The sequence below is a fragment of the Aestuariivirga sp. genome, assembly GCF_965227715.1.
Taxonomy (GTDB): Bacteria; Pseudomonadota; Alphaproteobacteria; order Rhizobiales; family Aestuariivirgaceae; genus Aestuariivirga.
Genome location: NZ_OZ245771.1, coordinates 1,947,568 through 1,970,000, shown reverse-complemented (window position 1 = coordinate 1,970,000; position 22,433 = coordinate 1,947,568). Strand labels below are relative to the sequence as shown.

The window sequence follows — 22,433 nt, the reverse complement described above, 5'->3', positions numbered from 1 at the left end:
TGAAGCGGGGGCGCTAGCTCTCGTGGAGCCGCAATGTGAAATACCAGCCTTGGCGACATGGATGTCTAACCGCGACCCCTCTATCGGGGCCCGGGACAGTGTATGGTGGGTAGTTTGACTGGGGCGGTCGCCTCCCAAAGAGTAACGGAGGCGTGCGAAGGTAGGCTCAGACTGGTCGGAAATCAGTCGTCGAGTGCAATGGCATAAGCCTGCCTGACTGCGAGACAAACAAGTCGAGCAGAGTCGAAAGACGGCCATAGTGATCCGGTGGTCCCACGTGAGGAGGGCCATCGCTCAACGGATAAAAGGTACGCCGGGGATAACAGGCTGATGATTCCCAAGAGTCCATATCGACGGAATCGTTTGGCACCTCGATGTCGGCTCATCACATCCTGGGGCTGGAGAAGGTCCCAAGGGTTCGGCTGTTCGCCGATTAAAGTGGTACGTGAGCTGGGTTCAAAACGTCGTGAGACAGTTTGGTCCCTATCTGCCGTGATTGTAGGAGAATTGAGAGGATTTGTCCTTAGTACGAGAGGACCGGGATGAACACACCTCCGGTGGACCTGTTGTCGCGCCAGCGGCAGTGCAGGGTAGCTATGTGTGGACGGGATAACCGCTGAAGGCATCTAAGCGGGAAACCCACCTCGAAACAAGTTCTCCCTTGAGAACCGTGGAAGACGACCACGTTGATAGGCCAGGTGTGGAAGGGCAGCAATGTCCGTAGCTTACTGGTACTAATCGTTCGATCGGCTTGATCGCTCTCATTATCAATGTCCATGTGAATGGACGATCTCAGAAAACTCATATGTGCTCGAAAAAGCGAATAGCGAATTGCGAATAGTACATAGAGCGGCACAGCCGCTCCCCTATTCGCTACTCACTACTTGATCCCTTCTGTCATTCGCCGGCCTGGTGGCTCTGGCGGGGCGTCCATACCCGATCCCATCTCGAACTCGGCCGTAAATCGCCCCAGCGCCAATGGTACTTCGTCCTAAGACGCGGAAGAGTAGGTCGCTGCCAGGCCTGCAAATGACAGAAGAATACAAATACCCTTCATTCACAAAACAACCCACAAAACCCCGCTAAAAGCAGAAATGCTCAAGCGGGGTTTTTTGGCGTTCAAAAATTGGGTCATCCTTAGAAAATTTGACCGTTTGAACAAATCCTGTCATCCTTCCAGAAAACATCAGCTTCTTGGAGGGAGCGACCATGGCGGAGACAAAGCCTGATATCGCGGGCAAGCGCCTGTCCGTTGCGGACTATGCCGTCAATTTCAGCGATATCCATCCGCCGTTCGATGCCCATGAGGCTCTGGTCGAGTCGGATCGCTGCTATTTCTGCCATGATGCGCCCTGCATGCAGGCGTGCCCCACCTCCATCGACATTCCCATGTTCATCCGCCAGATCCAGACGGGCCACCCGAAGAGCGCGGCGAAGACCATTTTCGACCAGAACATCTTCGGTGGCATGTGCGCCCGCGTCTGCCCCACGGAGACTCTGTGCGAAGAGGTTTGCGTGCGCCAGGAGGCGGAGGGAAAGCCGGTGAAAATCGGCCTTCTCCAGCGCTATGCGACGGATGTCTTCATGGCCGATGGCGCGCAGCCGTTCGCCCGTGCGGCCTCCACGGGAAAGAAGGTTGCAGTTGTGGGCGGCGGACCTGCTGGTCTCTCCTGCGCCCATCGCCTGGCGCTCCATGGACATGAGGTGACGGTGTTCGAGGCGCGGCCCAAGGCGGGCGGCCTCAATGAATTCGGCATCGCTGCTTACAAGAGCACCGATGGCTTCGCCCAGAAGGAAGTGGACTTCGTGCTGGGAATTGGCGGCATCACGCTGATGACGGGGCAGTCGCTGGGCAATGGCCTGAGCCTTGCCGGGTTGCAGCAGGACTATGATGCGATTTTCCTCGCGATCGGGCTTCAGGGCGTCAACGCGCTTGGGGCCGCAGGTGACGATGCCCCAGGTGTGGAAGACGCCGTCGATTACATTGCGGAGCTGCGCCAGGCTTCTGATCTTTCCAGCCTGCCAGTGGGACGCCGCGTTGTGGTGATCGGCGGCGGCATGACGGCCGTCGATGCTGCCGTACAATCCAAGCTGCTGGGGGCGGAGGATGTGACCATCCTCTATCGCCGCGGGCCGGAACAGATGAAGGCCAGCCGGTATGAGCAGGAACTTGCCCAGACGCGCGGCGTCAGGATCAAGCACTGGGTCGCGCCCAAACAAGTGCTGGTGCGGGATGGCAAGGCCGTGGGCCTCCAATGCGAATATATGCGCGAGGCGGGCGGGCGCCTGTCCGGCACAGGTGAGACATTCGAGATTTCCGCCGACATGATCTTCAAGGCGATCGGCCAGAGCTTCGTGGATGTAACGGGCGGCAGGCTGGAACTCGAAGCCGGGCGCATCAAGGTCGACAGCCTTCGGCGAACCTCCGTTGCCGGCATCTGGGCTGGCGGAGATTGCGTGGCGGGCGGCCAGGACCTGACGGTCGCCTCCGTCGATGACGGCCGCCGTGCGGCTGAATCGATCAACCAGTTCCTCAAGGCGTAAAGGATCATCACCATGGCTGACCTGCGCTCCAACTTCATCGGCATCAAGTCCCCCAACCCCTTCTGGCTCGCCTCCGCGCCGCCCACCGACAAGGAATACAACGTCGTCCGCGCCTTCAAGGCGGGCTGGGGTGGCGTAGTCTGGAAGACACTGGGCGAAGAGGGCCCGCCCATCGTCAACGTCAATGGCCCACGCTATGGCGCCATCCACGGGGCGGACCGCAGGCTTCTGGGCCTCAACAACATCGAGCTCATCACCGACCGGCCGCTGGAGGTGAACCTCCAGGAGATCAAAAAGGTGAAGCGCGAATGGCCGGACCGCGCCATGATCGTCTCCATCATGGTTCCGTGTACGGAGGAATCCTGGAAGGCGATCCTGCCCAGGGTCGAAGAAACCGGATGTGACGGCATCGAGCTGAACTTCGGCTGCCCGCATGGCATGAGCGAGCGCGGCATGGGTGCGGCCGTGGGCCAGGTGCCGGAATACATTGAAATGGTCACCCGCTGGTGCAAGCAGTATTCACGCATGCCGGTGATCGTGAAGCTCACGCCCAACATCACCGATGTGCGCTACCCCGCGCGCGCGGCGAAGAAGGGCGGGGCGGATGCCGTCTCCCTCATCAACACGATTTCCTCGATCGTCTCCGTCGACCTCGACAATTTTGCGCCCGTGCCGACGATTGACGGCAAAGGCAGCCATGGCGGCTATTGCGGGCCTGCGGTGAAACCCATTGCCCTGAACATGGTGGCCGAGATTGCACGTGATGCGGAAACGCGCGGGCTTCCGATCTCGGCAATTGGCGGCATCACCACCTGGCGCGATGCGGCGGAGTTCATCTCCATGTCGGCAGGGACGGTGCAGGTGTGCACGGCGGCAATGACCTATGGCTTCCGCATCGTCGAGGAAATGAAGACGGGCCTGGCCCACTGGATGGACCAGAAGGGCTACGCGACCATTGAGGATTTCCGCGGCCGGGCCGTGCCCAATGTGACCGACTGGCAGTACCTCAATCTCAACTATGTGACCAAGGCCCACATCGACCAGGAGCTCTGCATCAAATGCGGACGCTGTTACGCCGCCTGCGAGGACACGTCTCACCAGGCAATCTTCAAGGAGAAGGACGGCAAGCGGCATTTCGAGGTGAATGACGCGGAATGCGTGGCCTGCAACCTGTGTGTCGAGGTCTGCCCGGTCGACAACTGCATCACCATGGTGCGTCAGACGGAGGGGGTGGACCCCCGGACCGGACGCAGGATCGAGCCTGCCTATGCAAACTGGACGACCCACCCCAACAATCCCATGGCGCTGAAAGCGGCTGAATAGGCCCTGTCCGGAGCGGGTCTGCAGGATACTTGCTGTTCGCACACTGCCGGGGTAGATTGACAATCATGCATGGCTCCCCGACCAGCGCAATTCCGGACATTCTGCAACGCTGCGACCACTGTTCGGTGCGGCATCAGGCCGTTTGCGGCGCCATGGATGACGTGCAGGTGAAGAAACTTGCGCATATTGCCCATCGCAAGAAAGTCCCGGCAGGCCAGACCATCATCTCGGATGAAGAGCCGGTGGATTTCTTCGCCAATGTGATTTCGGGCGCGATCAAGCTGACGAAGACACTTCCAGACGGCCGCCAGCAGATCGTGGGCCTGCTGTTTGCCCCGGATTTTCTGGGCCGCGCCTATTCCAAAAACAATCCCTATACGGCGGAAGCCGCAACCGACGTCGAGATCTGCACCTTTCCCAACGCGGCGTTTGAGCGGCTGGTGGGCGAATATCCGGGGCTTCAGCAGCGCCTGTTCCAGCATACGCTGGACGAGCTCGATGCGGCGCGCGAGTGGATGCTGCTCCTGGGCCGCAAGACGGCGGAAGAAAAGGTGGCAAGCTTCCTTTACATGCTCGCCCGCCGCAGCCTGCTCACCAGCTGCGCCCACAAGAGCAGTGAGATGACAGCCGCTTTCGAACTGCCGCTCACCCGCTCCGACATGGCAGATTATCTGGGCCTGACGATCGAGACGGTGAGCCGCCAGTTGACGCGGCTGAAGACCAGCAATGTGATCCGCCTCAGCACCAACCGGCTGATCATGGTGCCGGATCTTGACCGGCTGGCCCAATCTGCAGGCCAGGACCGCCACCGTCATTGATCGGGGTCAAGGACCCGCCCCCGCGCACTCTCCATAACTCGATCAGATACGAGAGGATGAAGCGATGACCTACAAGACAATCCTGGTGTCCCTGAACGAGATCGGGCGGCTGTCAGAATCCGTGGCCGCCGCTCAAAGCCTGGCGCGGGAGACGGGCGCGCATGTGTCCGGCCTCTATGTCGTTCCGGCGGTGCAGGTCTATCCCTCTGTCGGCTTCGAGGCCGCCCCGCAGGTGTTCGAGGGCAACCGCAGCTTTTTCAAGGACAATGTTCAGCGTGTGAAGCAGGTCTTCGAAGAGGCCATGCAGCGCGAAGGCCTGTCGCATGATTTCCATCAGATCGATGCACGCACGCCCGTCATCGCCGAGGAGGTGGTGGCCGCCGGCCGCGTGGCCGACGTCGTCATCGTGTCCGCCACCAACCCGGACGAGATCACCGGCGTCGAGCGCGATTTCGTGGAGCAGGTGGTGATGGCCCTTGGGCGGCCCGTCATCGTGCTGCCCTTCAAGGGCAAGGCGGAACTGTCGCTGAACGAGATCGTCATCGGCTGGGACGGCGGGCGGGAGGCGGCGCGCGCCACATTCGATGCGCTGCCGCTGCTGAAAAAGGCGGCCAAAGTGCGGGTTGTGCGCATCGACCCACAGAAGGATCCAAACCTCCGCGGCAGCGTGGCAGGTGCTGATCTGGCCGAGGCGCTCTCGCGCCATGGCGTCAAAGCGGAGGCGCAAGGCTACCCCACCGAAGGCCAGGACGAAGGCCAGGCGCTGATGCGCTGCGCGGAGGATTGCGGCGCCGCCCTGATCGTCATGGGGGCTTATGGCCACAGCCGGCTGGCGGAATTCATCTTTGGCGGTGCCACCCGCTTTGTTCTGAATCGCATGGGCTGCCCCGTGCTGATGTCTCATTGAGGAGTATTTCATGCTGACCAAGATCCGGCTCGAGCTGGCCCGTGACCATGACCATCCGGAAGGCTCCAATGCCATCGGCTATGAGTTCGCGGCCCCGCTGGACAAGAACGGAAAAATCGACCCTGAGGAGTGGCACAAGCGGCGCGAGAACTGCCGCGTTGTCCGGTTCCGCCCGGGCGAGGCCGACGATGTGGGCCACTTGATCCGCAAGGGCGGGGGCAGCTGGGCGTTTCACTATGACATCGACTCCGACGAGGAAGATGACGAAGCAGGCTACCGCTTCGGAGACCACGCCTTCACGCTGGGCGAGTATGTCTCGATCCGCGAGGATGATGGCATGCGCACCTTCCGCGTGGTGCGGGTGCAGCCGGTCGCGGCGTGATGCCGGACAGCGCTCTTGCCTGTTCGGCAAGGTTAGCAAGACATGGATGAATCAGCCGGAATTTCAGGTCTCTCTCTAGACAGCTGTACATAGTATATCTTCCAAGCGCTTCTTCCACCTGCGGGTGTTCGTTACAAGGTTTTCCAGGTTAAGTTGTAAATTCCTGGAGGAGCCCATGGCGAACGTTGCGCCTCAGAGACCAAATTTTCTAAACAAGATGACGCCGGCGGAGCAGGCGCGGATTGCGGTGATGCGCTTCGGCCTGGGGCCGCGGCGCGACCAAGATGCATCGCTGTGGGCAACGCCCTGTGCCGCCTATGACCAATGCCTGAAAGAATTGGACGCGCCGGCGGCAGCAACCATTAACTCAATCGATCTGGATCCGGCAGGCGAAAATTATAAGCTGCTGCTCAGCCCGGCGGAAGCAGGCCCCCTCGCCAATGGCCAGAGGGCGGTGGGCACCAACTTCGATCAGGAGCTGCGGGCGCGCTATGCCAAGCACATGCTCTGCCGGGTTGGTTTTGTGGAGCGGCTGGCGATGTTCTGGCTCAACCATTTCAACATGTCTCTCGCCAGCCCCACGGTGACGGCCTATGCCGGGCTGGTGGAGCGGCAGGTGATCCGCGCCAACACGCTTGGCAAGTTTGAAACCATGCTGCTGGGCGTGTGCCAAAGCATCCCCATGCTGACCTATCTCAATGGCCGCAATTCGACACGCACGAACACCAACCAAAATTTCGCCCGCGAGATTCTGGAGCTGCATACCGTTGGCACAAGCTGCGAATATTCGGCCAACCGGGAGGTGGACAAGGTCCGCAACTATGAGCAGAGGGATGTGGAGGCCTTGGCCAAAGTCCTCACCGGCTGGAGTGTTGCGCATAATGCTTCCGACGCGCAGAAATATAGCGTGCCATCAGCGCTCATTGCCAATCCGCTGGCCGGCATTCACACCTTTGTCCCGCAGTTACATGCTCCCGGCCCGCAGACGGTGCTTGGCAAGACCTATGCCCAAGCAGGCGTAGACCAAGGCATCGCCGTTCTCAAGGATCTCGCCAACCACCCTCTGACCGCACAACACATCGCGCGGGAGATGCTCTGCCATTTCGTGACGGATACGCCGAGCGACGCGGCCGTCAAAACTCTTTCTGACACATTTATCGCCACCAAAGGAAATCTCAAGGAAGTGGCGCGGGCTCTGCTCAATCTCGAGGAGGCTTGGACAACCCCGCTCAACCGGCTGAGGCAGCCTTACCCATGGTTCATCTCCATGATGCGGGCGCTGAATATTCCCCATCTGGCGCTTACCAATGTGGCGGCGGGAGATGCCGTTACTTTCCAGGATTGTATCGAAGGCTATCTCCAGACTCTCGGGCAAAAGCCGTGGAGCTGGCGCACACCCGACGGCTTTCCAAACCGCAATTCCTATTGGATGAATGGCGATGCGCTGCGGTTGCGCGCCAATGTGGCCTATCACTTCTTGAGCCGGATGAAGGCCTTCCCCATGGGCAAAGGCACAATGATCATCACCACCCGTGATGGCGTGCCCGACGGCTCGAAGATCCAGGACGGCACGTTGATAAAGCCTGTGGCCCAAACGCGGAGCTTCCAATGGACCATGCCCCTGGCCGTCAATCTGGTGCAGAACGTGTTCGGAAACACGCTTTCCACCGCCACAAGCGCGCGTGTTGTTGAGCAAGCAAAAACCGACAATGTGCTTGCGCTGGCGCTGCTCTTCTCATCCCCCGAATATCTTCTCGCGTGAGCTACATCATGATCAATGACCATTACGACCACCACGATATCGATCCCCTCGCTCTTGAGCCCGTTGATGGAGGCTGCGCGGAATCGCAGCTTCTCCTCAGCCGCCGCAACATGCTGGGGCTGTCCGTAAGCCTGTTCAGCCTGGCTTTCGCGCCGCGTATCGCATCTGCGGCTGGCGCTGCGGACCCTCGGCTGTTGATTGTGCTTCTCCGCGGCGGAGTCGACGGGCTGAATGTGCTGCCCTTCGATCACGCAAGCTACAGCCCGGCCTCGCGCGGCACGCTGTGCCTCGATCTTGCGAAGCAGCTGGATGTGGGCGGCGGCTTCAAGCTCAATGCCGTGATGAAGAATTTCCATGACATGTTCACGCGGGACAATGCGCGGATCATTCTGCCCATCGCCCCGCCGCTCCAGACACGCTCGCATTTCGATTGCGCCTTCAATCTGGAGAACGGACTTGCAGCAAGCGCCCGCAGCGACAGTGGCTGGCTGAACCGTCTGTTTGCAACGATACCCGGCCAGAAGAAAATCCAGCTTGGCGGTAAACCGCTGCAGATCGGCAATACGCCGGTGATCCTTTCGGGCAGCGAGCCGGTGTTTTCCTGGAGCCCCTGGGTTTATAGCCCGGACTTTTTCAAATCACCTGCGGCGGCCAGACTCACCTCTATTTATGATACGGCCGCGCCGCAGCTTGGGCGCGTTCTCAAAGACGGCGCGGCCACTGATGCGGCCGCGGTTGGCCGGCCTGAAGACAAGCCCTATAGCGATGCGCTGCAAAGAAGCTTCATCGGTGCGGCGCGTCTGCTCGGTGCGGATACGGGCCCGCGTGTTGCGGTGCTGACTGTCGATAATTTCGACACGCATGTGGCGGCCTCTGCGAACACCGCCAAGGTATTGTCAAATTTCGACACCTCGCTTGGCTTGTTCCGGGACCGCGCGATGAGCTTGGGCTATTGGGACAAGACGGTGGTGGTCTGCGTCAGCGAGTTTGGCCGCACCGTCTCCGACAACGGCAATGGCGGCTGCGATCATGGCATTGGCACCACCGCACTCCTGGCTGGCGGCGCCATCAAGAAGCGCGGCATTATCGGGGAGTGGCCTAACCTTCTGGCTCCCGGCGCTTTGGCCGCCAACAAGGATGTCTATGCGCGTTATGACACGCGCGATCTGTTCAAGGCGGTCATCAAGGAGCATCTGGACATCGCGGATGCCGGAACCAACACGCAGTTCATCAACAAGGATGTTTTCCCCGGCGTTGATATGCTGCCCACCGGCATCAGCAAGTTGAGTAACGTGCTGGGCGGAGCCTAATCGCAAGCAGCCGGAGGCAGGCCCAGTTCCCCCTTGCCTCCGGCACGTCAAGCCGCTACCCATCGCCCCGATTTCAGCAATCGGGGCGTTTTTCATGGCGAGCTACAATCTGTTCCTGCTTCCGGGTGACGGCATCGGCCCGGAGGTGATGAAGGAAGTCGAGGCGGTGATCGCCTGGTTCAACGCGCAAGGCATTGCCCATTTCGAGATTGACCGCGGGCTTGTCGGCGGCTCGGCTTATGATGCGCATGGCCAGGCAATTTCGGAAGCCGACATGGCCAAGGCCATGGCGTCTGATGCCGTGCTGTTCGGCGCGGTCGGTGGCCCCAAATGGGACAAGGTCCCCTATGAGGTGCGCCCCGAGGCAGGCCTCCTGCGCCTGCGCAAGGATCTGGGCCTTTTCGCCAATCTGCGCCCCGCCATCTGCTACCCCGCCTTGGCCGATGCCTCATCGCTCAAGCGCGAAGTGGTCGAAGGCCTCGATATCCTGATCGTGCGTGAGCTGACGGGAGGCGTCTATTTCGGAGAGCCCAAGACCATCACGGATCTCGGGAATGGCCAGAAGCGTGGCATCGATACGCAGGTTTATGAAACCTACGAGATCGAGCGCATCAGCCGTGTGGCCTTCGAGCTCGCCCGCACCCGCAACAAGAAAGTGTCTTCAGCCGAGAAGCGCAACGTCATGAAGACGGGCGTGTTGTGGAACGAAGTCGTCACCCGCGTGCACGCGGCTGAATATCCCGATATCCAGCTCGAGCATGTGCTGGCGGACAATTGCGCCATGCAGCTCGTCCGCTGGCCCAAGCAATATGATGTGATCGTCACCGACAATCTGTTCGGCGATGTGCTGTCGGACGTTGCCGCCATGCTCACAGGCTCCCTCGGCATGCTGCCATCGGCCTCGCTTGGCGCAGCAGATGCAACGACGGGCCGGCGCAAGTCGCTCTATGAGCCGGTGCATGGCTCGGCCCCTGATATTGCGGGAATGGGCGCTGCGAACCCCATCGCCATGATCGCCAGCTTCGGCATGGCGCTGCGCTATTCCTTTGGATTGGGAGACTGGGCCGACAAGCTCGATCAGGCCATTGCCGCCGTCCTTGCCAAGGGCATCCGCACCAAGGATATCGCCGGCGGCCAGGCGGCCAATGCAACGACAAGCCAGATGGGCGCGGCCATCCTCACGGAGCTGAAGAAGCTGGCGTGAGTTCTGTACGGCCGTCATTCCGGCGAAGGCCGGAATCCCACTTTGGCGGCCTGAGGCGGGTTGCCAGCCTTCGCTGGCATGACGGACATTGGATGATGAGGGCAGCATGATCGATCTTCTGGTGAGAAACGTGACGCTGCCGGACGGGCGGCAGGCCATGGACATTGCCTGCGTGGATGGCAGGATCGCCGAGGTCGCGCCCGCCATCAAGGGCGATGCCCGGGAGGTGATCGACGCCCAGGGCTATCTCGTCTCGCCGCCCTTCATCGATGCACATTTTCATATGGATGCCACGCTCTCGCTCGGTATGCCGCGGCTCAACAATTCCGGCACGCTGCTCGAGGGCATCGCGCTGTGGGGAGAGCTGAAGCCGCTGCTGACGCATGACGCCGTCATCGAGCGGGCCATGCGCTATTGCGATCTTGCCGTGTCGCAGGGTCTTCTCGCCATCCGCACCCATGTCGATGTGTGTGATGACAGGCTGCTGTGCGTCGAAGCGCTGCTCGAGGTCAGACGGCGCGTCTCAACTTACATTGACCTGCAGCTGGTGGCCTTCCCGCAGGATGGTTTCTACCGGGATCCGTCGGCCAGGACGAATTTACTTCGCGCGCTGGACCTTGGCGTGGATGTGGTGGGCGGCATTCCCCATGGCGAGCGCACCATGGCCGACGGTGCCGCGAGCATGAAGGAGCTCTGCGAAATCGCCGCCGCACGCGGGCTTCTCGTCGACATCCATTGCGACGAAACCGATGATCCGCTCTCCCGCCACGTCGAGGCGCTGGTCTACGAAACGCAGCGTCTGGGCCTCCAGGGCCGCGTGGTGGGCTCGCACCTGACCTCCATGCATTCGATGGACAATTACTATGCCTCAAAGCTGATCGGGCTGATGACCGAGGCCCGGCTCCACGCCACGCCGAACCCCCTCATCAACATCACGCTGCAGGGCCGCCACGATACGTACCCGAAGCGCCGCGGCATGACGCGCGTTCCGGAACTGCGCGCGGCGGGCATCAATGTGTCCTTCGGGCATGATTGCGTGATGGACCCATGGTACCCGCTGGGCCAGGCCGACATGCTGGAAGCGGCGGGGATGGGGCTTCATGTGGGCCTGATGACCACGCCCGAGGCGATGCGCTGGGCTTTCGATGCGGTGACCGTCAATCCTGCCAAGGCGATGCATCTCGAGGGTTATGGGTTGGAGAAGGGCTGCAAGGCAGATTTCGTGGTGCTGCAAGCGAAGACCCCGGTGGAGGCGCTGCGCCTGAAGCCTGCCCGGCTGAAGGTGGTGAAAGGAGCCAAGGTCATCGCAGAGGCGCCCGAGCGGGTGACGGCGCTTCACCTTGAAGGCAGGCCCGGCACGGTGAATGGGGCCGATTACGCGCCGAAGATCTGAGGTGAATTTCAATTATCGCGGCCTCAACCCCTCCACGAACAGCGTGGTCAGCGTTTCTTCCGCCTTTTGCATCACGTCCGGGGGATTGCCGGTAACGGCGCTCACCTGGGCATCGAAATCGGCATAGTGCTGGGTCGTCGCCCAGATCGCGAAGATGAGATGCTGCGGGTCGACCGGGTTCAGCCGCCCCTCGGCAATCCAGCCCTGGATGATGGCTGCCTTCTCGTCCACCAGTTGCCGCAGCGGGCCTTTGAGAAAGCCGCCGATGGCGGCAGCGCCATGGAGGATCTCATTGGCGAACAGCCGTGACGCCGCCGGGTTGTCGCGGGACATGCGGATCTTGGCGCGGATGTAGCGGGTGATTTCGGCAATGGGTTCGCCCGCGGCATCCATCTGGCGCAAGGGCTCCAGCCAATCCTGCAGCGTGTGTTCCAGCACGGCGACGTAAATGTCTTCCTTGCGGCGGAAGTAATAGAGCAGATTGGGTTTGGACAGGCCGCAGCTTGCGGCGATCTGGTCAACGGTCGCGCCGCGAAAGCCATAGGCCGAGAACACCTCCAGCGCCGCCTTGAGGATCAGCTCCTCGTTCTGCGCCTGGATGCGGGTCTTCCGGGGGCCGGTGTCAGCCTGTGCCATGCGGCCACTGTGTTAATTCTTGATCGAATGGTCAAGAGCGGTTAGCGTTTCGCCCAAGCAACAAGAGACCAGGGGAGGAGCGGAGTTGGCGGGGCCAGTGATTTCGGCACGCGAGCTGAGCCTCGTATTTCAGACGGCGGACGCGCCCGTCTATGCGCTCTCAAAGGTGAGCCTCGAGGTGGAGGATGGCGATTTCGTCTCCTTCATCGGCCCATCGGGCTGTGGCAAGACCACGCTGCTCCGCGTGATCGCCGATCTCGAACAGGCGAGCTCCGGCACGATCACCGTCAATGGCATGACCCCGCAGGAGGCGCGGCTGAAGCGCGCCTATGGCTATGTGTTCCAGGCCCCTGCCCTCTATCCCTGGCGCACGGTGAAGCGGAACGTTGGGCTGCCGCTGGAGATTATGGGGCTCGACAATGCGGCCGAGCGCGTGGCGCGCAATCTGGAGCTCGTCAACCTCAAGGGCTTCGAGGAGAAATATCCCTGGCAGCTTTCAGGCGGCATGCAGCAGCGGGTGTCGATCGCACGCGCCCTGGCCTTTGACCCCAAATTGCTGCTGATGGATGAGCCCTTCGGCGCCCTGGACGAGATCGTGCGGGACAAGCTGAACCAGCAGCTTCTGGAACTGTGGGACCGCACGAAGAAGACCGTCGTCTTCGTCACCCATTCGATTCCCGAGGCCGTTTTCCTCTCCTCCAAGATCGTGGTGATGAGCCCCAGGCCCGGCCGCATCATCGATGTGATCGAGACCAATCTTCCCCGCAACCGCTCACTTGATATTCGCGAAACGCCGGAATTCCTCAAGATTGCCCACCGCGTGCGCGAGGGCCTCAAGGCCGGCCACTCCTATGAGGATTGAGTGAGCGCTGCACCCGCCATTACCGCGAAAGCTCCGGAGCGGGAGAAGGGAAATGCGTTCCCCGTCACGGTGGTCTGCCTCATCATTCTGCTCGCCTGGTATCTTGCCGCCATTCCCATGAACTGGGTGATCACCGGGCCGAAGATAGCGGCCGCCGGCGGCGGTTTGTCGAACACGCTGGCCTTCTCCTGGAACGAGATGCGCCCCGTCATTCCGGCACCCCATCAGATTGCGATCGAGTTCTGGAAAAGCGTGTTCACGGTGAAGCCCTGGATGCCGAAATCCCTCGTCTATCACGGCTGGGTGACGCTCTCCTCCACGCTTCTGGGCTTCGTGCTGGGCTCGCTGCTCGGCATCGTGCTGGCAGTTGCCATCGTGCATGTGAAGTTCCTGGCCAAAAGCCTGATGCCTTGGATCATTGCGTCCCAGACCATCCCGATCCTGGCCATTGCGCCCATGGTGATCGTGGTGCTGGGGTCCATGGGCTTCACCGGGCTTCTGCCGAAGTCCCTGATCTCGATGTATCTCTGCTTCTTTCCCGTCACCATCGGCATGGTGAAGGGGCTGACGTCGCCTGAAACGATGCAGCTCGATCTGATGCGCACCTATCACGCATCGGCCAGCCAGGTTTTGTGGAAGCTGCGCTTTCCGGCCTCCGTGCCGTTCCTGTTCACGTCGTTGAAAGTGGCCGTTGCAATTGCCTTGACCGGGGCCATCGTGGGCGAATTGCCGACGGGTGCCGTCGCCGGGATCGGCGCCAGGCTGCTGCAAGGCTCTTATTACGGCCAGACGGTGCAGATCTGGGCGGCCCTCTTCATGGGGTCCTTCATTGCGGCGGGGCTCGTGTGGCTGGTGGGCTTTCTCGAGGCGGCAACGCTTCGCCGCATGGGGGCCAGGCCATGAAGGCGGAGCGCAAGGGCCAGTTCACCGATATCCTTTATCCCGCTCTGTTCGGGATCGGTGTGCTGATCGTCTGGCAAACGGTGGTGAAAGAGTTCAACGTTTCCGCCGTGCTGCTGCCGGCGCCCAGTGACATCTGGGCGAAGCTCATCACCTCGCTTCCCATTCTGTGGGTGGATTTCTGGCAGACGGTGGTGCGCGCGGTGATCCCCGGCTGGATCATTGGCTCGCTCTCCGGTTTCCTCGCCGCTCTCATGTGTGACCGGATCCCCTTCCTCAAGCGGGGCCTGCTGCCGCTCGGCAATCTCGTGGCGGCATTGCCCATTGTGGGTGTGGCACCAATCCTCGTCATGTGGTTCGGCTTCGACTGGCAGTCCAAGGCGGCAATGGTGGTGGTGATGACGTTCTTTCCCATGCTGGTGAACGCGGTTGCGGGCCTCCAGGCCTCGGGCCACCTGGAGCGGGACCTGATGCGCAGCTATGGCTCATCCTGGTGGCAGACGCTGGTGAAGCTCAGGCTTCCCGCGGCCATGCCCTTCATTTTCAACGCCCTCAAGATCAACGCCACCCTTGCCATGATCGGTGCCATCGTTGCCGAGTTCTTCGGCACGCCCATCGTCGGCATGGGCTTTCGCATCTCGACGGAAGTTGGCAGACTGGGGTTGGACATGGTTTGGGCCGAAATCGCGGTGGCTGCCATCACGGGTTCGGTTTTCTATGGTCTTCTGGTGTTCCTCGAACGCCGGGTGACCTTCTGGCATCCGTCCTACCGAAAATAGGCGGCAAGACACGGCAAACAACAAGAGGAGACGCGCAAGATGAAGAAATATCTGATGGCAGCGGCGGCGTCCGCGGCAATTCTGATGAGCGGAACCGCGGCCATGGCGGAAGCCGTGAAGCTGCAGCTCAAATGGGTGACGCAGGCGCAGTTCGCCGGCTATTACGTGGCAGCCGCCAAGGGCTTCTACAAGGATGCAGGCCTCGACGTGACGATCATGCCCGGTGGCCCCGACATCAACCCGCAGCAGGTGCTGGCTGGCGGTGGTGCGGATGTGGTGGTGGACTGGATGCCGTCTGCTCTCGCCACGCGCGAGAAGGGCTCGCCCGTCGTCAATATCGCCCAGCCCTTCGCCAAGTCCGGCATGATGCTCACCTGCCGGAAGGACACCGGCATCACCAGCCCGGCGGATTTCAAGGGCAAGACGCTGGGTGTCTGGTTCTTCGGCAATGAGTATCCGTTCCTCTCCTGGATGAGCCAGCTCAAGCTGCCGACCACGGGTGGTGCTGATGGCGTGACCGTAATCAAGCAGGGCTTCAACGTGGACCCGCTGCTGCAGAAGCAGGCCGATTGCATTTCGACCATGACCTACAATGAATATTGGCAAGTCATCGAGGCCGGCGTGAAGCCCGAGGAACTCGTCACATTCAAATATGAAGATGAAGGCGTGGCGACCCTCGAAGACGGCCTCTACGTCCTCGAGGACAAGCTGAAGGATCCGGCCTTCGTCGAGACCATGGCGAAATTCGTCAAGGCCTCCGAAAAGGGTTGGGACTATGCCCGCGCCAATTCGGATGAAGCAGCCCAAATCGTCATCGACAATGATGCCTCCGGCGCCCAGACCATCGAGCACCAGAAGCGCATGATGAGCGAGATCAACAAGCTCACTGAAGGCTCCGACGGCACCCTGGACGTCGCCGCCGCGCAGCGCACGGTGGACACGCTGATGAAGGGCGGCTCCGACCCCGTCATCACCAAAAAGCCGGAAGGCGCCTGGACCAGCGTCGTGACGGACAAGGCCAAGGGCATGTAAACCACCTGCCATTGCAGGTACGACGAGACAAAGGCCGCGGGAACGCGGCCTTTGTCAATAATGGCGAACAATAAACTTTAGGTATTTCGTGGGCCAAGCGGAAAATTGACTTCAGGGTGCGCAATGGCGGGGCAGGCGGCGAGGCAGTGTCAGGCCTCTCATTCCGGCGCAGCAGCATGATCTTCACGGAGGAGACGGACCATCGCTGGCGCGGTCGCTTTCGGCGCTGAGCATCCTGCTTGATTCAATCCTTGATTGCGCTAATCCTCCCTTTGCGGATGGGAGGAAGCGGGCCAGATGCGAGATGAGTTGTACTATGAATTTTATCTAACCCCCCAGCCGCTGTTGGCGGCACGAATTCCCATCTATGTTCTGGTTGCAGTCTTTCTGTTTGCCATCCGTCATCCTTATCTCCACTCCACTGCCAATCCGGTGGGGTGGCTTGACGGGCTGAAACTGCTGGATCTGGGGTCGCGGCGCGAGACCGCAAGCCTGGCGTTCCTTGGCTTGCTCCTGGTTATCGGGGCCATCGTCAGTTTCATGCGCGGCGGCTCGCCTTTGTTCTCCCTCAGGGACAACCTGCAATTTCAGAAGTACACGTTCATACTCGGCATGCTGCTGCTGGCGTTGCCGGTTTATCTGATCCTGCCCATCTGGCCGAAAATCCTTCTCCTGACGGTGCTGTTGGGGGAAGTGTTGGTCCGCATGCTGGAGAGCCTGCTGCTCCTCATCGATCACCAGGCCTTTCTGGTGATCAGCCGGGCCGGTGTGGAGGGGCGCACGGCCTGGGGCCGGCAAACCGTGCCCTGGATGCATGTGGTCGCCGCTACGGTCAAGCGCCGCAAGACGTTGTTTCGCGAGTGCGAAAGCCTTGTGATCTCGACCGCCCTGTTGTCCGAACCGGAGGGATTTCTGGCACGGATCCGGGCGGGCGGCGGCACGGTGGGACCCATCAGCTTCCACGTCCCCGCCCACGAACAGGCGCAGCTTGGCGCCATTCTGCAGGCCATCAATATGTGCGAACCCAGTCTCCAGATCGATGTAGAGGAGAGCGGAGCCCGCCAGGACTGACCGGCGCGCCGCCGCGGCCGATTGTGGCGTGCGGCGGGATGCCGTGAAGGCTTGCAAAGGCAACCGCCACACCCTTACTCTTGTGCCCATTAGCTGGAGGAAGAAAGCCCATGACCACCCTGATCCGCGGCGGCACCGTTGTGAACCATGACCATTCGCAGCGCGCCGATGTGCTGATTGAAGGGGACAAGATCATTGCCGTCGGCCCGAAGCTCGAAGCGCCCGCCGGAGCGGAGATCATCGATGCGGGCGGCTGCTATGTGATACCAGGCGGCATCGACCCGCACACCCATATGGAACTCATGTTCATGGGCACCGTCTCGGCAGATGATTTCGAGTGGGGCACCAAGGCGGGGCTCTCGGGCGGCACCACCATGATCGTGGATTTCTGCATTCCGGCTCCCGGCGAATCCATGCTCGCGGCCTATCAGGCCTGGCGCCACAAGGCGGAAAAGGCCTGCGCGGATTACTCCTTCCACATGGCCGTCACACAATGGTCCCCGCAAATTCACGACGAGATGGAAACCGTCGTCAAGACCTATGGCATCAACACCTTCAAGCACTTCATGGCCTATAAGGGCGCGCTGATGGTGAATGATGACGAGCTCTACAATTCCTTCCGCCGCTGCGCGCAGCTGGGCGCCCTGCCGCTGGTCCATGCCGAGAACGGGGACGTGGTGGCGCGCATGCAGGCGGACCTTCTGGCGCGCGGCGTGGCGGGCCCCGAGGGCCACAGCTATTCGCGCCCGCCGGAGGTTGAGGGCGAGGCCGCCAACCGCGCCATCATGATTGCGGATATGGCGGGCTGCCCGCTCTACATCGTGCATGTCTCCTGCGAGCAGACGCATGATGCGATCAGGCGCGCCAAGCAGGCGGGCCAGCGCGTGTTCGGCGAGCCGCTCGTCCAGTATCTCGTGCTGGATGACAGCGAATATCAGAACAAGGACTGGGACTACGCCGCGGGCCGCGTGATGAGCCCGCCCTTCCGCAACAAGAAGCACCAGGACACGCTGTGGGCGGGCCTCCAGTCCGGCACGCTGTCCGTCGTCGCCACTGATCACTGCGCTTTCACCGTGGCGCAGAAACGGAACGGGCTGAAGGACTTCACCAGGATTCCCAACGGCACCGGCGGGCTTGAAGACCGCATGCCGGTGCTGTGGAGTGCGGGCGTCAACACCGGCAGGCTCACCAAGGAAGAATTCGTGGCGGCCACCTCCAGCAACATTGCGCGCATCCTGAACATCTACCCGCGCAAGGGCGCGGTGATGGCGGGTTCGGATGCGGACATTGTGATCTGGGATCCCAAGGCCACCAAGACCATCACTGCCAAAAACCAGGTCTCCCGCATCGAATACAATGTGTTCGAGGGCTACACCTGCACCGGCGTTCCGCGCACCGTGTTCTCGCGCGGGCGCATTGCCTGGCATGAGGGGGACATGCGGGCAAAGCCCGGCGATGGGGATTTCGTGGCGCGCGAACCCAATGCGCCGGTCAATGTGGCCAACGCGATCTGGAAGGGGTTGACGCAACCCAAGCCGGTGGTGCGCGACGATATCGTTCCGTGATCCGGAATTTAATCCTTGACAGCGCGCGCTCTTCGGGGTACAAAGTGGCATTCTCCAGAAATCGGTGATGTGATGCAGGCGTGGGGGCTTCTGATGCGACGGATCGTGCTTTGTCTTGCGCTGATGCTGGGGCTTTCAGCGCCTGTGTTCGCGGCGTCCTGCGGGAAGACGGGGGCGGGCTTCGAGGCCTGGAAGCAGAAATACGCCGCCGAAGCGCAGGCGCAGGGCGTTGGCGCCAAGGGCCTCGCCGCGCTGGAGCGCACGAGCTACGCAACCGCCACCATAAAGGCGGACCGTTCCCAGCATTCCTTCAAGCTGGGGCTGGATGCCTTCATGCAGAAGCGCGGATCAGCCACCATCGTTTCGCAGGGCAGGCGGCTCAAGGCGCAGAACGCGAAGCTCTTCAAGCAGATCGAGAAGCGCTACGGCGTGCCGCCGGGTCCGCTGATCGCCATCTGGGGCATGGAGACGGCCTTTGGCAATTACATGGGCCATCAGAACACGCTCTCCGCGGTGGCGACGCTTGCCTATGATTGCCGGCGGCCAGACTTTTTTCGCGAACAGCTGATTTCAGCGCTGATCCTGGTTGACCGCGGCGTGCTCTCGTCTTCCTCCACGGGCGCCATGCATGGGGAAGTGGGGCAGACGCAGTTTCTGCCAAAGAACGTGCTGCAATATGGCGCCTCGATCGATGGCGGTGGCATCAACCTGAACCAGAAGGCGGATGCGCTGGCCTCTACCGCTAATTTCCTGCGTGCCCATGGCTGGCGGCCCGGTGCGGGCTATCAGCCGGGCCAGCCCAATTTCGTGGCGCTGCAGGGCTGGAATGCCGCAAGCGTCTATCAACAGGCGCTTGCCATCATGGGCAGCGAAATTGACGGGAACTGAGGCGCAAAGTGTTTAAGGACGAGCAGAAACACCCTTTCTACAAGCCGCTGTGGGTTCGCGTGAGCATGGTGGTGACGATCGTGTTGTGGCTGGGCTTCGAACTCTACAAGGGCGACTCGGGCCTGTGGATCGCGCTGGCCGCAGGCATGCTTGGTTATGCGGTCTACACCTTCTTCATCACATGGCCGAAGGACCGGCCGGAGGATGACGAAGCGCCCCGCGCCTGATAGTTTGCGCGGCACAAGGAGGGCATCGCCATGGGCCCCCTCTCTCCCAGCTAAGGAATTTAAGCCATGACCTCGCGCAGCAACCTCACCATCAACCCGCAGCGCTTGTGGGACAGCCTGATGGAAACCGCACAGTTTGGCGGAACGCCCAAGGGCGGCATCAAGCGCCTCACCGTCTCCGACGAAGACAAGCGCGTGCGTGACTGGTTCAAGGCCGAATGCGAGGCGCTGGGCTGCACCGTGGAGGTGGATGAGCTTGGCAACATGTTCGCAACCAGGCCCGGCAAGCGCAGCGATCTGGCGCCCATCGCCATGGGATCCCATCTCGACACGCAGCCCACGGGCGGCAAGTTCGATGGCGTGCTGGGGGTTCTCGGCGCTCTCGAAGCCATGCGCACGCTGGTTGATATGGGCTATGAGACCAATGCGCCGGTGATGATCGTCAACTGGACCAATGAAGAAGGCTCGCGCTTTGCGCCTGCCATGCTGTGCTCTGGCGTTTATGCCGGCGTCTTCACCACGGATTATGCGTATAGCCGGGAGGACCGCCAAGGCATCACGCTGGGCGCCGAGCTGGAACGCATCGGCTACAAGGGCAAGATCAAGGCGGGTGACATAAAGTTCCAGGCCATGTTCGAGCTTCACATCGAGCAGGGGCCGATCCTCGAGGCCGAGAACAAGATGATCGGCGTCGTCACCGGTGTTCAGGGCATGCGCTGGTATGAGGTGACGGTGAAGGGCCAGGAATCCCACACAGGTGCCACACCGATGGGCCTGCGCAAGAATGCGCTGCTCGCCGCCGCCCGCATGATCGAGGCCATTCACCAGGTGGGCATGAACAATCTTCCCGGCGTGGCATCCGTAGGCTTGATCGAGAACCGGCCCAACAGCCGCAATGTGGTGCCGGGCGAAGTGTTCTTCACCGTCGATCTCCGCCACCCGGATGAGCGCGTGCTGGACAAGATGGAGGCGGAATACCGCGCCGCCCTGCCGAAGATCGCGGAAGAGCTGCGCGTGGAATTCGAAGAGAAGGGCATCTGGAATTCGCCTGCGGTGAAGTTCGCGCCGCAGCTCATCGATTGTGTGCGGGACGGGGCCGCACAGGCGGGCCATTCGACGCGTGAAATGGCCTCCGGTGCGGGGCATGATGCCGCCTATATTGCGCGGGTTGCACCCACCACCATGGTCTTCGTGCCGTGCTTAGGCGGCATTTCGCACAATGAGGCGGAATCGACCACGCTGGAGGAATGCGGTGCCGGCTCCCAGGTGCTGCTCAATGCGGTGCTCGCCTATGACCGGACCCTGGCGTGAGGAATGATCTGACGGGGCGGGCGCGGGAGTTAGCACTTACCCTCACCTCCTGGCCCTCCGTCACCGGCACGCAGGATGAGGCTGACTTCGCCCCGAAGCTGGCGCGCGTCCTCTCTCACTTTGACAAGGCCTGGACGGAACCAATCCCCCAGGATGGGCGCAGCAATGTTTTCGCGCTGAAACGCGGGCGGGGCCGCCGCACCATCGTGCTCACCGGCCATTTCGATGTCGTGCCGGTTGATGATTTTGGCGCGCTGCAGCCCCTGGCCTTTTCGGCCGAACGGCTGCTGCCGGAGATCGTGGCGCGCCTGCGCCGCACGGGCGAGAATCCGCTGGCACTGTCTGATTTCGAATCGGGCGAATTCCTGCCGGGCCGCGGCCTTCTGGACATGAAGGCAGGCCTCGCCGCGGGGATCGCCGCCATGGAGTCCTATAGGGGTGAGGCCAATCTCCTCTTCATTGGCGTGGCCGATGAGGAGGAGCGCTCGGCCGGTGCCCGTGCCGCTGCGGCGCAGCTCCCGGACATCGCTGCGGCGCATGACCTCGATATCGCGCTCGTCATCAACCTCGATGCAATTTCGGACCAGGGCGATGGCACGGCTGGCCGCGTGGTGGCGCTCGGCTCCATCGGCAAGCAGCTTTTGACCGCGCTCGTGACCGGCAAGGAAGCCCACGCCTGTTACCCGCAGGACGGGGCCAATGCCGCCTATCTCGGCGCCGAACTCCTGACCGAATTCGAGCTCGCACCCGAACTTGCGGAAATGAGCGGTACTGAAGTTGCGGCACCGCCCACGGCCCTTCACGCCAAGGATCTGAAAGCGGGTTACAACGTCACGACACCGGCGCAATGCTGGCTCTATTGGAACACGCTGCAGCACCGGCGCAATGCAGGCGAGGTGCTGGACATCTCCCTCATGCTCGCCCGCCGCGCCATGGCGAGGGCCTCTCACCGGTTGAACCGTGACATTCCGGTCATGACCTATGCCGAGATCGCGGCCCGTGTTCGGCCAGCCGATGTGGCGCAGATCGCGCGGGAAGTGGCCGCAGTTGAAGGCCTCGACCTGCCGGAGCGCGCCAAGCGGGTGACGGCGGAGCTGTGGCGTGCATCGGGCCTCTCAGGGCCTGCGGTGGTTTTGGGCTTCGGCTCCATTCCCTATCCGCCCGTATCGCTTTCCGATGCCGCACTTGAAGATACGATCGTGAAGGCTGCGGCAGCGCATGGCCTGTCTGCGGTTCGCTATTTCCCCGGCATCTCTGACATGAGCTTCCTCGGCGAAGCCGCGGGCGATCTTTCAACCGCGGCCGCCAACACGCCCATCTGGGGCTCGAGCTTCGTGATGCCTGATGCAGCAGGATACCCTTGCATCAATATCGGACCCTGGGGCCGCGACTATCATCACTGGCTCGAGCGCCTGCACGCGCCCTATGCCTTCGAGACTTTGCCGCGCGTTCTGCTCAGCGTGATTGATGCCGTTGCGAAAGCCCGCTAAGACAGCGCAGTCTTCAGAGAGGGTATCCC

The 22,433-nt window shown here is 61.6% G+C and carries 20 protein-coding genes and 2 rRNA genes (1 of these 22 running past the window's edge); 21 read left to right on the top strand and 1 reads right to left on the bottom strand.

All coding sequences use genetic code 11. The annotated features are described in order from the left end of the window. From ACO06F_RS09315 to ACO06F_RS09265, 11 genes are all read left to right on the top strand, one after another. Positions 1–759: ribosomal RNA gene (locus ACO06F_RS09315) — 23S ribosomal RNA — on the top strand; it begins 1,991 nt to the left of the window's first position. A 149-nt stretch (positions 760–908) separates the two neighbouring features. Then, a 5S ribosomal RNA gene (gene rrf, locus ACO06F_RS09310) occupies positions 909–1,023 on the top strand. Between the two features lie 186 nt (positions 1,024–1,209). Then, a complete protein-coding gene (locus ACO06F_RS09305) occupies positions 1,210–2,544 on the top strand; it encodes an NAD(P)-dependent oxidoreductase (protein WP_421696407.1) in 1,335 nt (444 codons plus the stop codon). A gap of 12 nt (positions 2,545–2,556) precedes the next feature. After that, positions 2,557–3,867 carry an NAD-dependent dihydropyrimidine dehydrogenase subunit PreA gene (gene preA / locus ACO06F_RS09300; RefSeq protein ID WP_421696406.1) on the top strand — a complete coding sequence of 437 codons (1,311 nt, stop codon included), beginning with the start codon at positions 2,557–2,559 and terminating at the stop codon, positions 3,865–3,867. Positions 3,868–3,932: 65 nt separating this feature from the next. Then, positions 3,933–4,685, top strand: a complete 753-nt coding sequence (locus tag ACO06F_RS09295; RefSeq protein ID WP_421696405.1) for a Crp/Fnr family transcriptional regulator — start codon at positions 3,933–3,935, stop codon at positions 4,683–4,685. 64 nt (positions 4,686–4,749) lie between these two features. Continuing rightward, complete coding sequence (locus ACO06F_RS09290; protein WP_421696404.1) at positions 4,750–5,592, top strand: universal stress protein; 843 nt, start codon at positions 4,750–4,752, stop codon at positions 5,590–5,592. A 10-nt stretch (positions 5,593–5,602) separates the two neighbouring features. Continuing rightward, positions 5,603–5,974 carry a hypothetical protein gene (locus ACO06F_RS09285; protein ID WP_421696403.1) on the top strand — a complete coding sequence of 124 codons (372 nt, stop codon included), beginning with the start codon at positions 5,603–5,605 and terminating at the stop codon, positions 5,972–5,974. Between the two features lie 175 nt (positions 5,975–6,149). Continuing rightward, positions 6,150–7,736 (top strand): DUF1800 domain-containing protein, encoded by a 1,587-nt coding sequence (locus ACO06F_RS09280; RefSeq protein ID WP_421696402.1) that lies wholly within the window; start codon positions 6,150–6,152, stop codon positions 7,734–7,736. Positions 7,737–7,744: 8 nt separating this feature from the next. Next, positions 7,745–9,046 (top strand): DUF1501 domain-containing protein, encoded by a 1,302-nt coding sequence (locus ACO06F_RS09275; RefSeq protein ID WP_421696401.1) that lies wholly within the window; start codon positions 7,745–7,747, stop codon positions 9,044–9,046. Between the two features lie 94 nt (positions 9,047–9,140). Beyond that, the gene (gene leuB, locus ACO06F_RS09270; protein ID WP_421696400.1) at positions 9,141–10,250 is read left to right on the top strand and encodes a 3-isopropylmalate dehydrogenase; all 1,110 of its coding nucleotides are present in this window, start codon (positions 9,141–9,143) and stop codon (positions 10,248–10,250) included. A 106-nt stretch (positions 10,251–10,356) separates the two neighbouring features. Beyond that, positions 10,357–11,643, top strand: a complete 1,287-nt coding sequence (locus ACO06F_RS09265) for an amidohydrolase family protein (RefSeq protein WP_421696399.1) — start codon at positions 10,357–10,359, stop codon at positions 11,641–11,643. 12 nt (positions 11,644–11,655) lie between these two features. On the opposite strand, the gene ACO06F_RS09260 is transcribed toward ACO06F_RS09265, so the two are convergent. Beyond that, positions 11,656–12,279 carry a TetR family transcriptional regulator C-terminal domain-containing protein gene (locus tag ACO06F_RS09260; protein ID WP_421696398.1) on the bottom strand — a complete coding sequence of 208 codons (624 nt, stop codon included), beginning with the start codon at positions 12,277–12,279 and terminating at the stop codon, positions 11,656–11,658. A gap of 85 nt (positions 12,280–12,364) precedes the next feature. On the opposite strand from ACO06F_RS09260, the gene ACO06F_RS09255 reads away from it, so the two are divergent. The 10 genes from ACO06F_RS09255 (at position 12,365) to ACO06F_RS09210 (ending at position 22,404) form a co-directional block, all read left to right on the top strand. Then, on the top strand, positions 12,365–13,141 hold the full coding sequence (locus ACO06F_RS09255) for an ABC transporter ATP-binding protein (protein WP_421696397.1): 777 nt from the start codon (positions 12,365–12,367) through the stop codon (positions 13,139–13,141). Continuing rightward, entirely contained in the window at positions 13,142–14,044 is a 903-nt protein-coding gene (locus tag ACO06F_RS09250; protein ID WP_421696396.1) for an ABC transporter permease, read from the top strand. Beyond that, positions 14,041–14,820, top strand: coding sequence for an ABC transporter permease (locus tag ACO06F_RS09245; RefSeq protein ID WP_421696395.1), 780 nt, complete (start codon positions 14,041–14,043; stop codon positions 14,818–14,820). The genes ACO06F_RS09250 and ACO06F_RS09245 overlap by 4 nt, the downstream gene beginning before the upstream one ends. Before the next feature lie 39 nt (positions 14,821–14,859). Beyond that, positions 14,860–15,852: an ABC transporter substrate-binding protein gene (locus ACO06F_RS09240; RefSeq protein WP_421696394.1), complete on the top strand. Its 993-nt coding sequence runs from the start codon at positions 14,860–14,862 to the stop codon at positions 15,850–15,852. A gap of 297 nt (positions 15,853–16,149) precedes the next feature. Further along, positions 16,150–16,923, top strand: coding sequence for a hypothetical protein (locus ACO06F_RS09235; protein ID WP_421696393.1), 774 nt, complete (start codon positions 16,150–16,152; stop codon positions 16,921–16,923). A gap of 110 nt (positions 16,924–17,033) precedes the next feature. Continuing rightward, entirely contained in the window at positions 17,034–18,488 is a 1,455-nt protein-coding gene (hydA, locus tag ACO06F_RS09230) for a dihydropyrimidinase (RefSeq protein WP_421696392.1), read from the top strand. Between the two features lie 93 nt (positions 18,489–18,581). Then, positions 18,582–19,376 (top strand): lytic murein transglycosylase, encoded by a 795-nt coding sequence (locus ACO06F_RS09225; protein WP_421696391.1) that lies wholly within the window; start codon positions 18,582–18,584, stop codon positions 19,374–19,376. 8 nt (positions 19,377–19,384) lie between these two features. Beyond that, positions 19,385–19,603, top strand: coding sequence for a DUF3329 domain-containing protein (locus ACO06F_RS09220; protein ID WP_421696390.1), 219 nt, complete (start codon positions 19,385–19,387; stop codon positions 19,601–19,603). Positions 19,604–19,669: 66 nt separating this feature from the next. Further along, the gene (locus ACO06F_RS09215) at positions 19,670–20,914 is read left to right on the top strand and encodes a M20 family metallo-hydrolase (protein ID WP_421696389.1); all 1,245 of its coding nucleotides are present in this window, start codon (positions 19,670–19,672) and stop codon (positions 20,912–20,914) included. Further along, positions 20,911–22,404, top strand: coding sequence for a M20/M25/M40 family metallo-hydrolase (locus ACO06F_RS09210; RefSeq protein ID WP_421696388.1), 1,494 nt, complete (start codon positions 20,911–20,913; stop codon positions 22,402–22,404). Before ACO06F_RS09215 ends, ACO06F_RS09210 begins: the two co-directional genes overlap by 4 nt. The last annotated feature ends 29 nt before the right edge of the window (positions 22,405–22,433 follow it).

What these genes read in the sequence shown, in the direction of transcription:
- ACO06F_RS09305 (WP_421696407.1), top strand. Translation starts at nt 1,210, where the DNA reads ATGGCGGAGACAAAGCCTGATATCGCGGGCAAGCGCCTGTCCGTTGCG.
- preA (WP_421696406.1), top strand. Translation starts at nt 2,557, where the DNA reads ATGGCTGACCTGCGCTCCAACTTCATCGGCATCAAGTCCCCCAACCCC.
- ACO06F_RS09295 (WP_421696405.1), top strand. Translation starts at nt 3,933, where the DNA reads ATGCATGGCTCCCCGACCAGCGCAATTCCGGACATTCTGCAACGCTGC.
- ACO06F_RS09290 (WP_421696404.1), top strand. Translation starts at nt 4,750, where the DNA reads ATGACCTACAAGACAATCCTGGTGTCCCTGAACGAGATCGGGCGGCTG.
- ACO06F_RS09285 (WP_421696403.1), top strand. Translation starts at nt 5,603, where the DNA reads ATGCTGACCAAGATCCGGCTCGAGCTGGCCCGTGACCATGACCATCCG.
- ACO06F_RS09280 (WP_421696402.1), top strand. Translation starts at nt 6,150, where the DNA reads ATGGCGAACGTTGCGCCTCAGAGACCAAATTTTCTAAACAAGATGACG.
- ACO06F_RS09275 (WP_421696401.1), top strand. Translation starts at nt 7,745, where the DNA reads ATGATCAATGACCATTACGACCACCACGATATCGATCCCCTCGCTCTT.
- leuB (WP_421696400.1), top strand. Translation starts at nt 9,141, where the DNA reads ATGGCGAGCTACAATCTGTTCCTGCTTCCGGGTGACGGCATCGGCCCG.
- ACO06F_RS09265 (WP_421696399.1), top strand. Translation starts at nt 10,357, where the DNA reads ATGATCGATCTTCTGGTGAGAAACGTGACGCTGCCGGACGGGCGGCAG.
- ACO06F_RS09260 (WP_421696398.1), bottom strand. Translation starts at nt 12,279, where the DNA reads ATGGCACAGGCTGACACCGGCCCCCGGAAGACCCGCATCCAGGCGCAG.
- ACO06F_RS09245 (WP_421696395.1), top strand. Translation starts at nt 14,041, where the DNA reads ATGAAGGCGGAGCGCAAGGGCCAGTTCACCGATATCCTTTATCCCGCT.
- ACO06F_RS09240 (WP_421696394.1), top strand. Translation starts at nt 14,860, where the DNA reads ATGAAGAAATATCTGATGGCAGCGGCGGCGTCCGCGGCAATTCTGATG.
- ACO06F_RS09235 (WP_421696393.1), top strand. Translation starts at nt 16,150, where the DNA reads ATGCGAGATGAGTTGTACTATGAATTTTATCTAACCCCCCAGCCGCTG.
- hydA (WP_421696392.1), top strand. Translation starts at nt 17,034, where the DNA reads ATGACCACCCTGATCCGCGGCGGCACCGTTGTGAACCATGACCATTCG.
- ACO06F_RS09225 (WP_421696391.1), top strand. Translation starts at nt 18,582, where the DNA reads ATGCGACGGATCGTGCTTTGTCTTGCGCTGATGCTGGGGCTTTCAGCG.
- ACO06F_RS09215 (WP_421696389.1), top strand. Translation starts at nt 19,670, where the DNA reads ATGACCTCGCGCAGCAACCTCACCATCAACCCGCAGCGCTTGTGGGAC.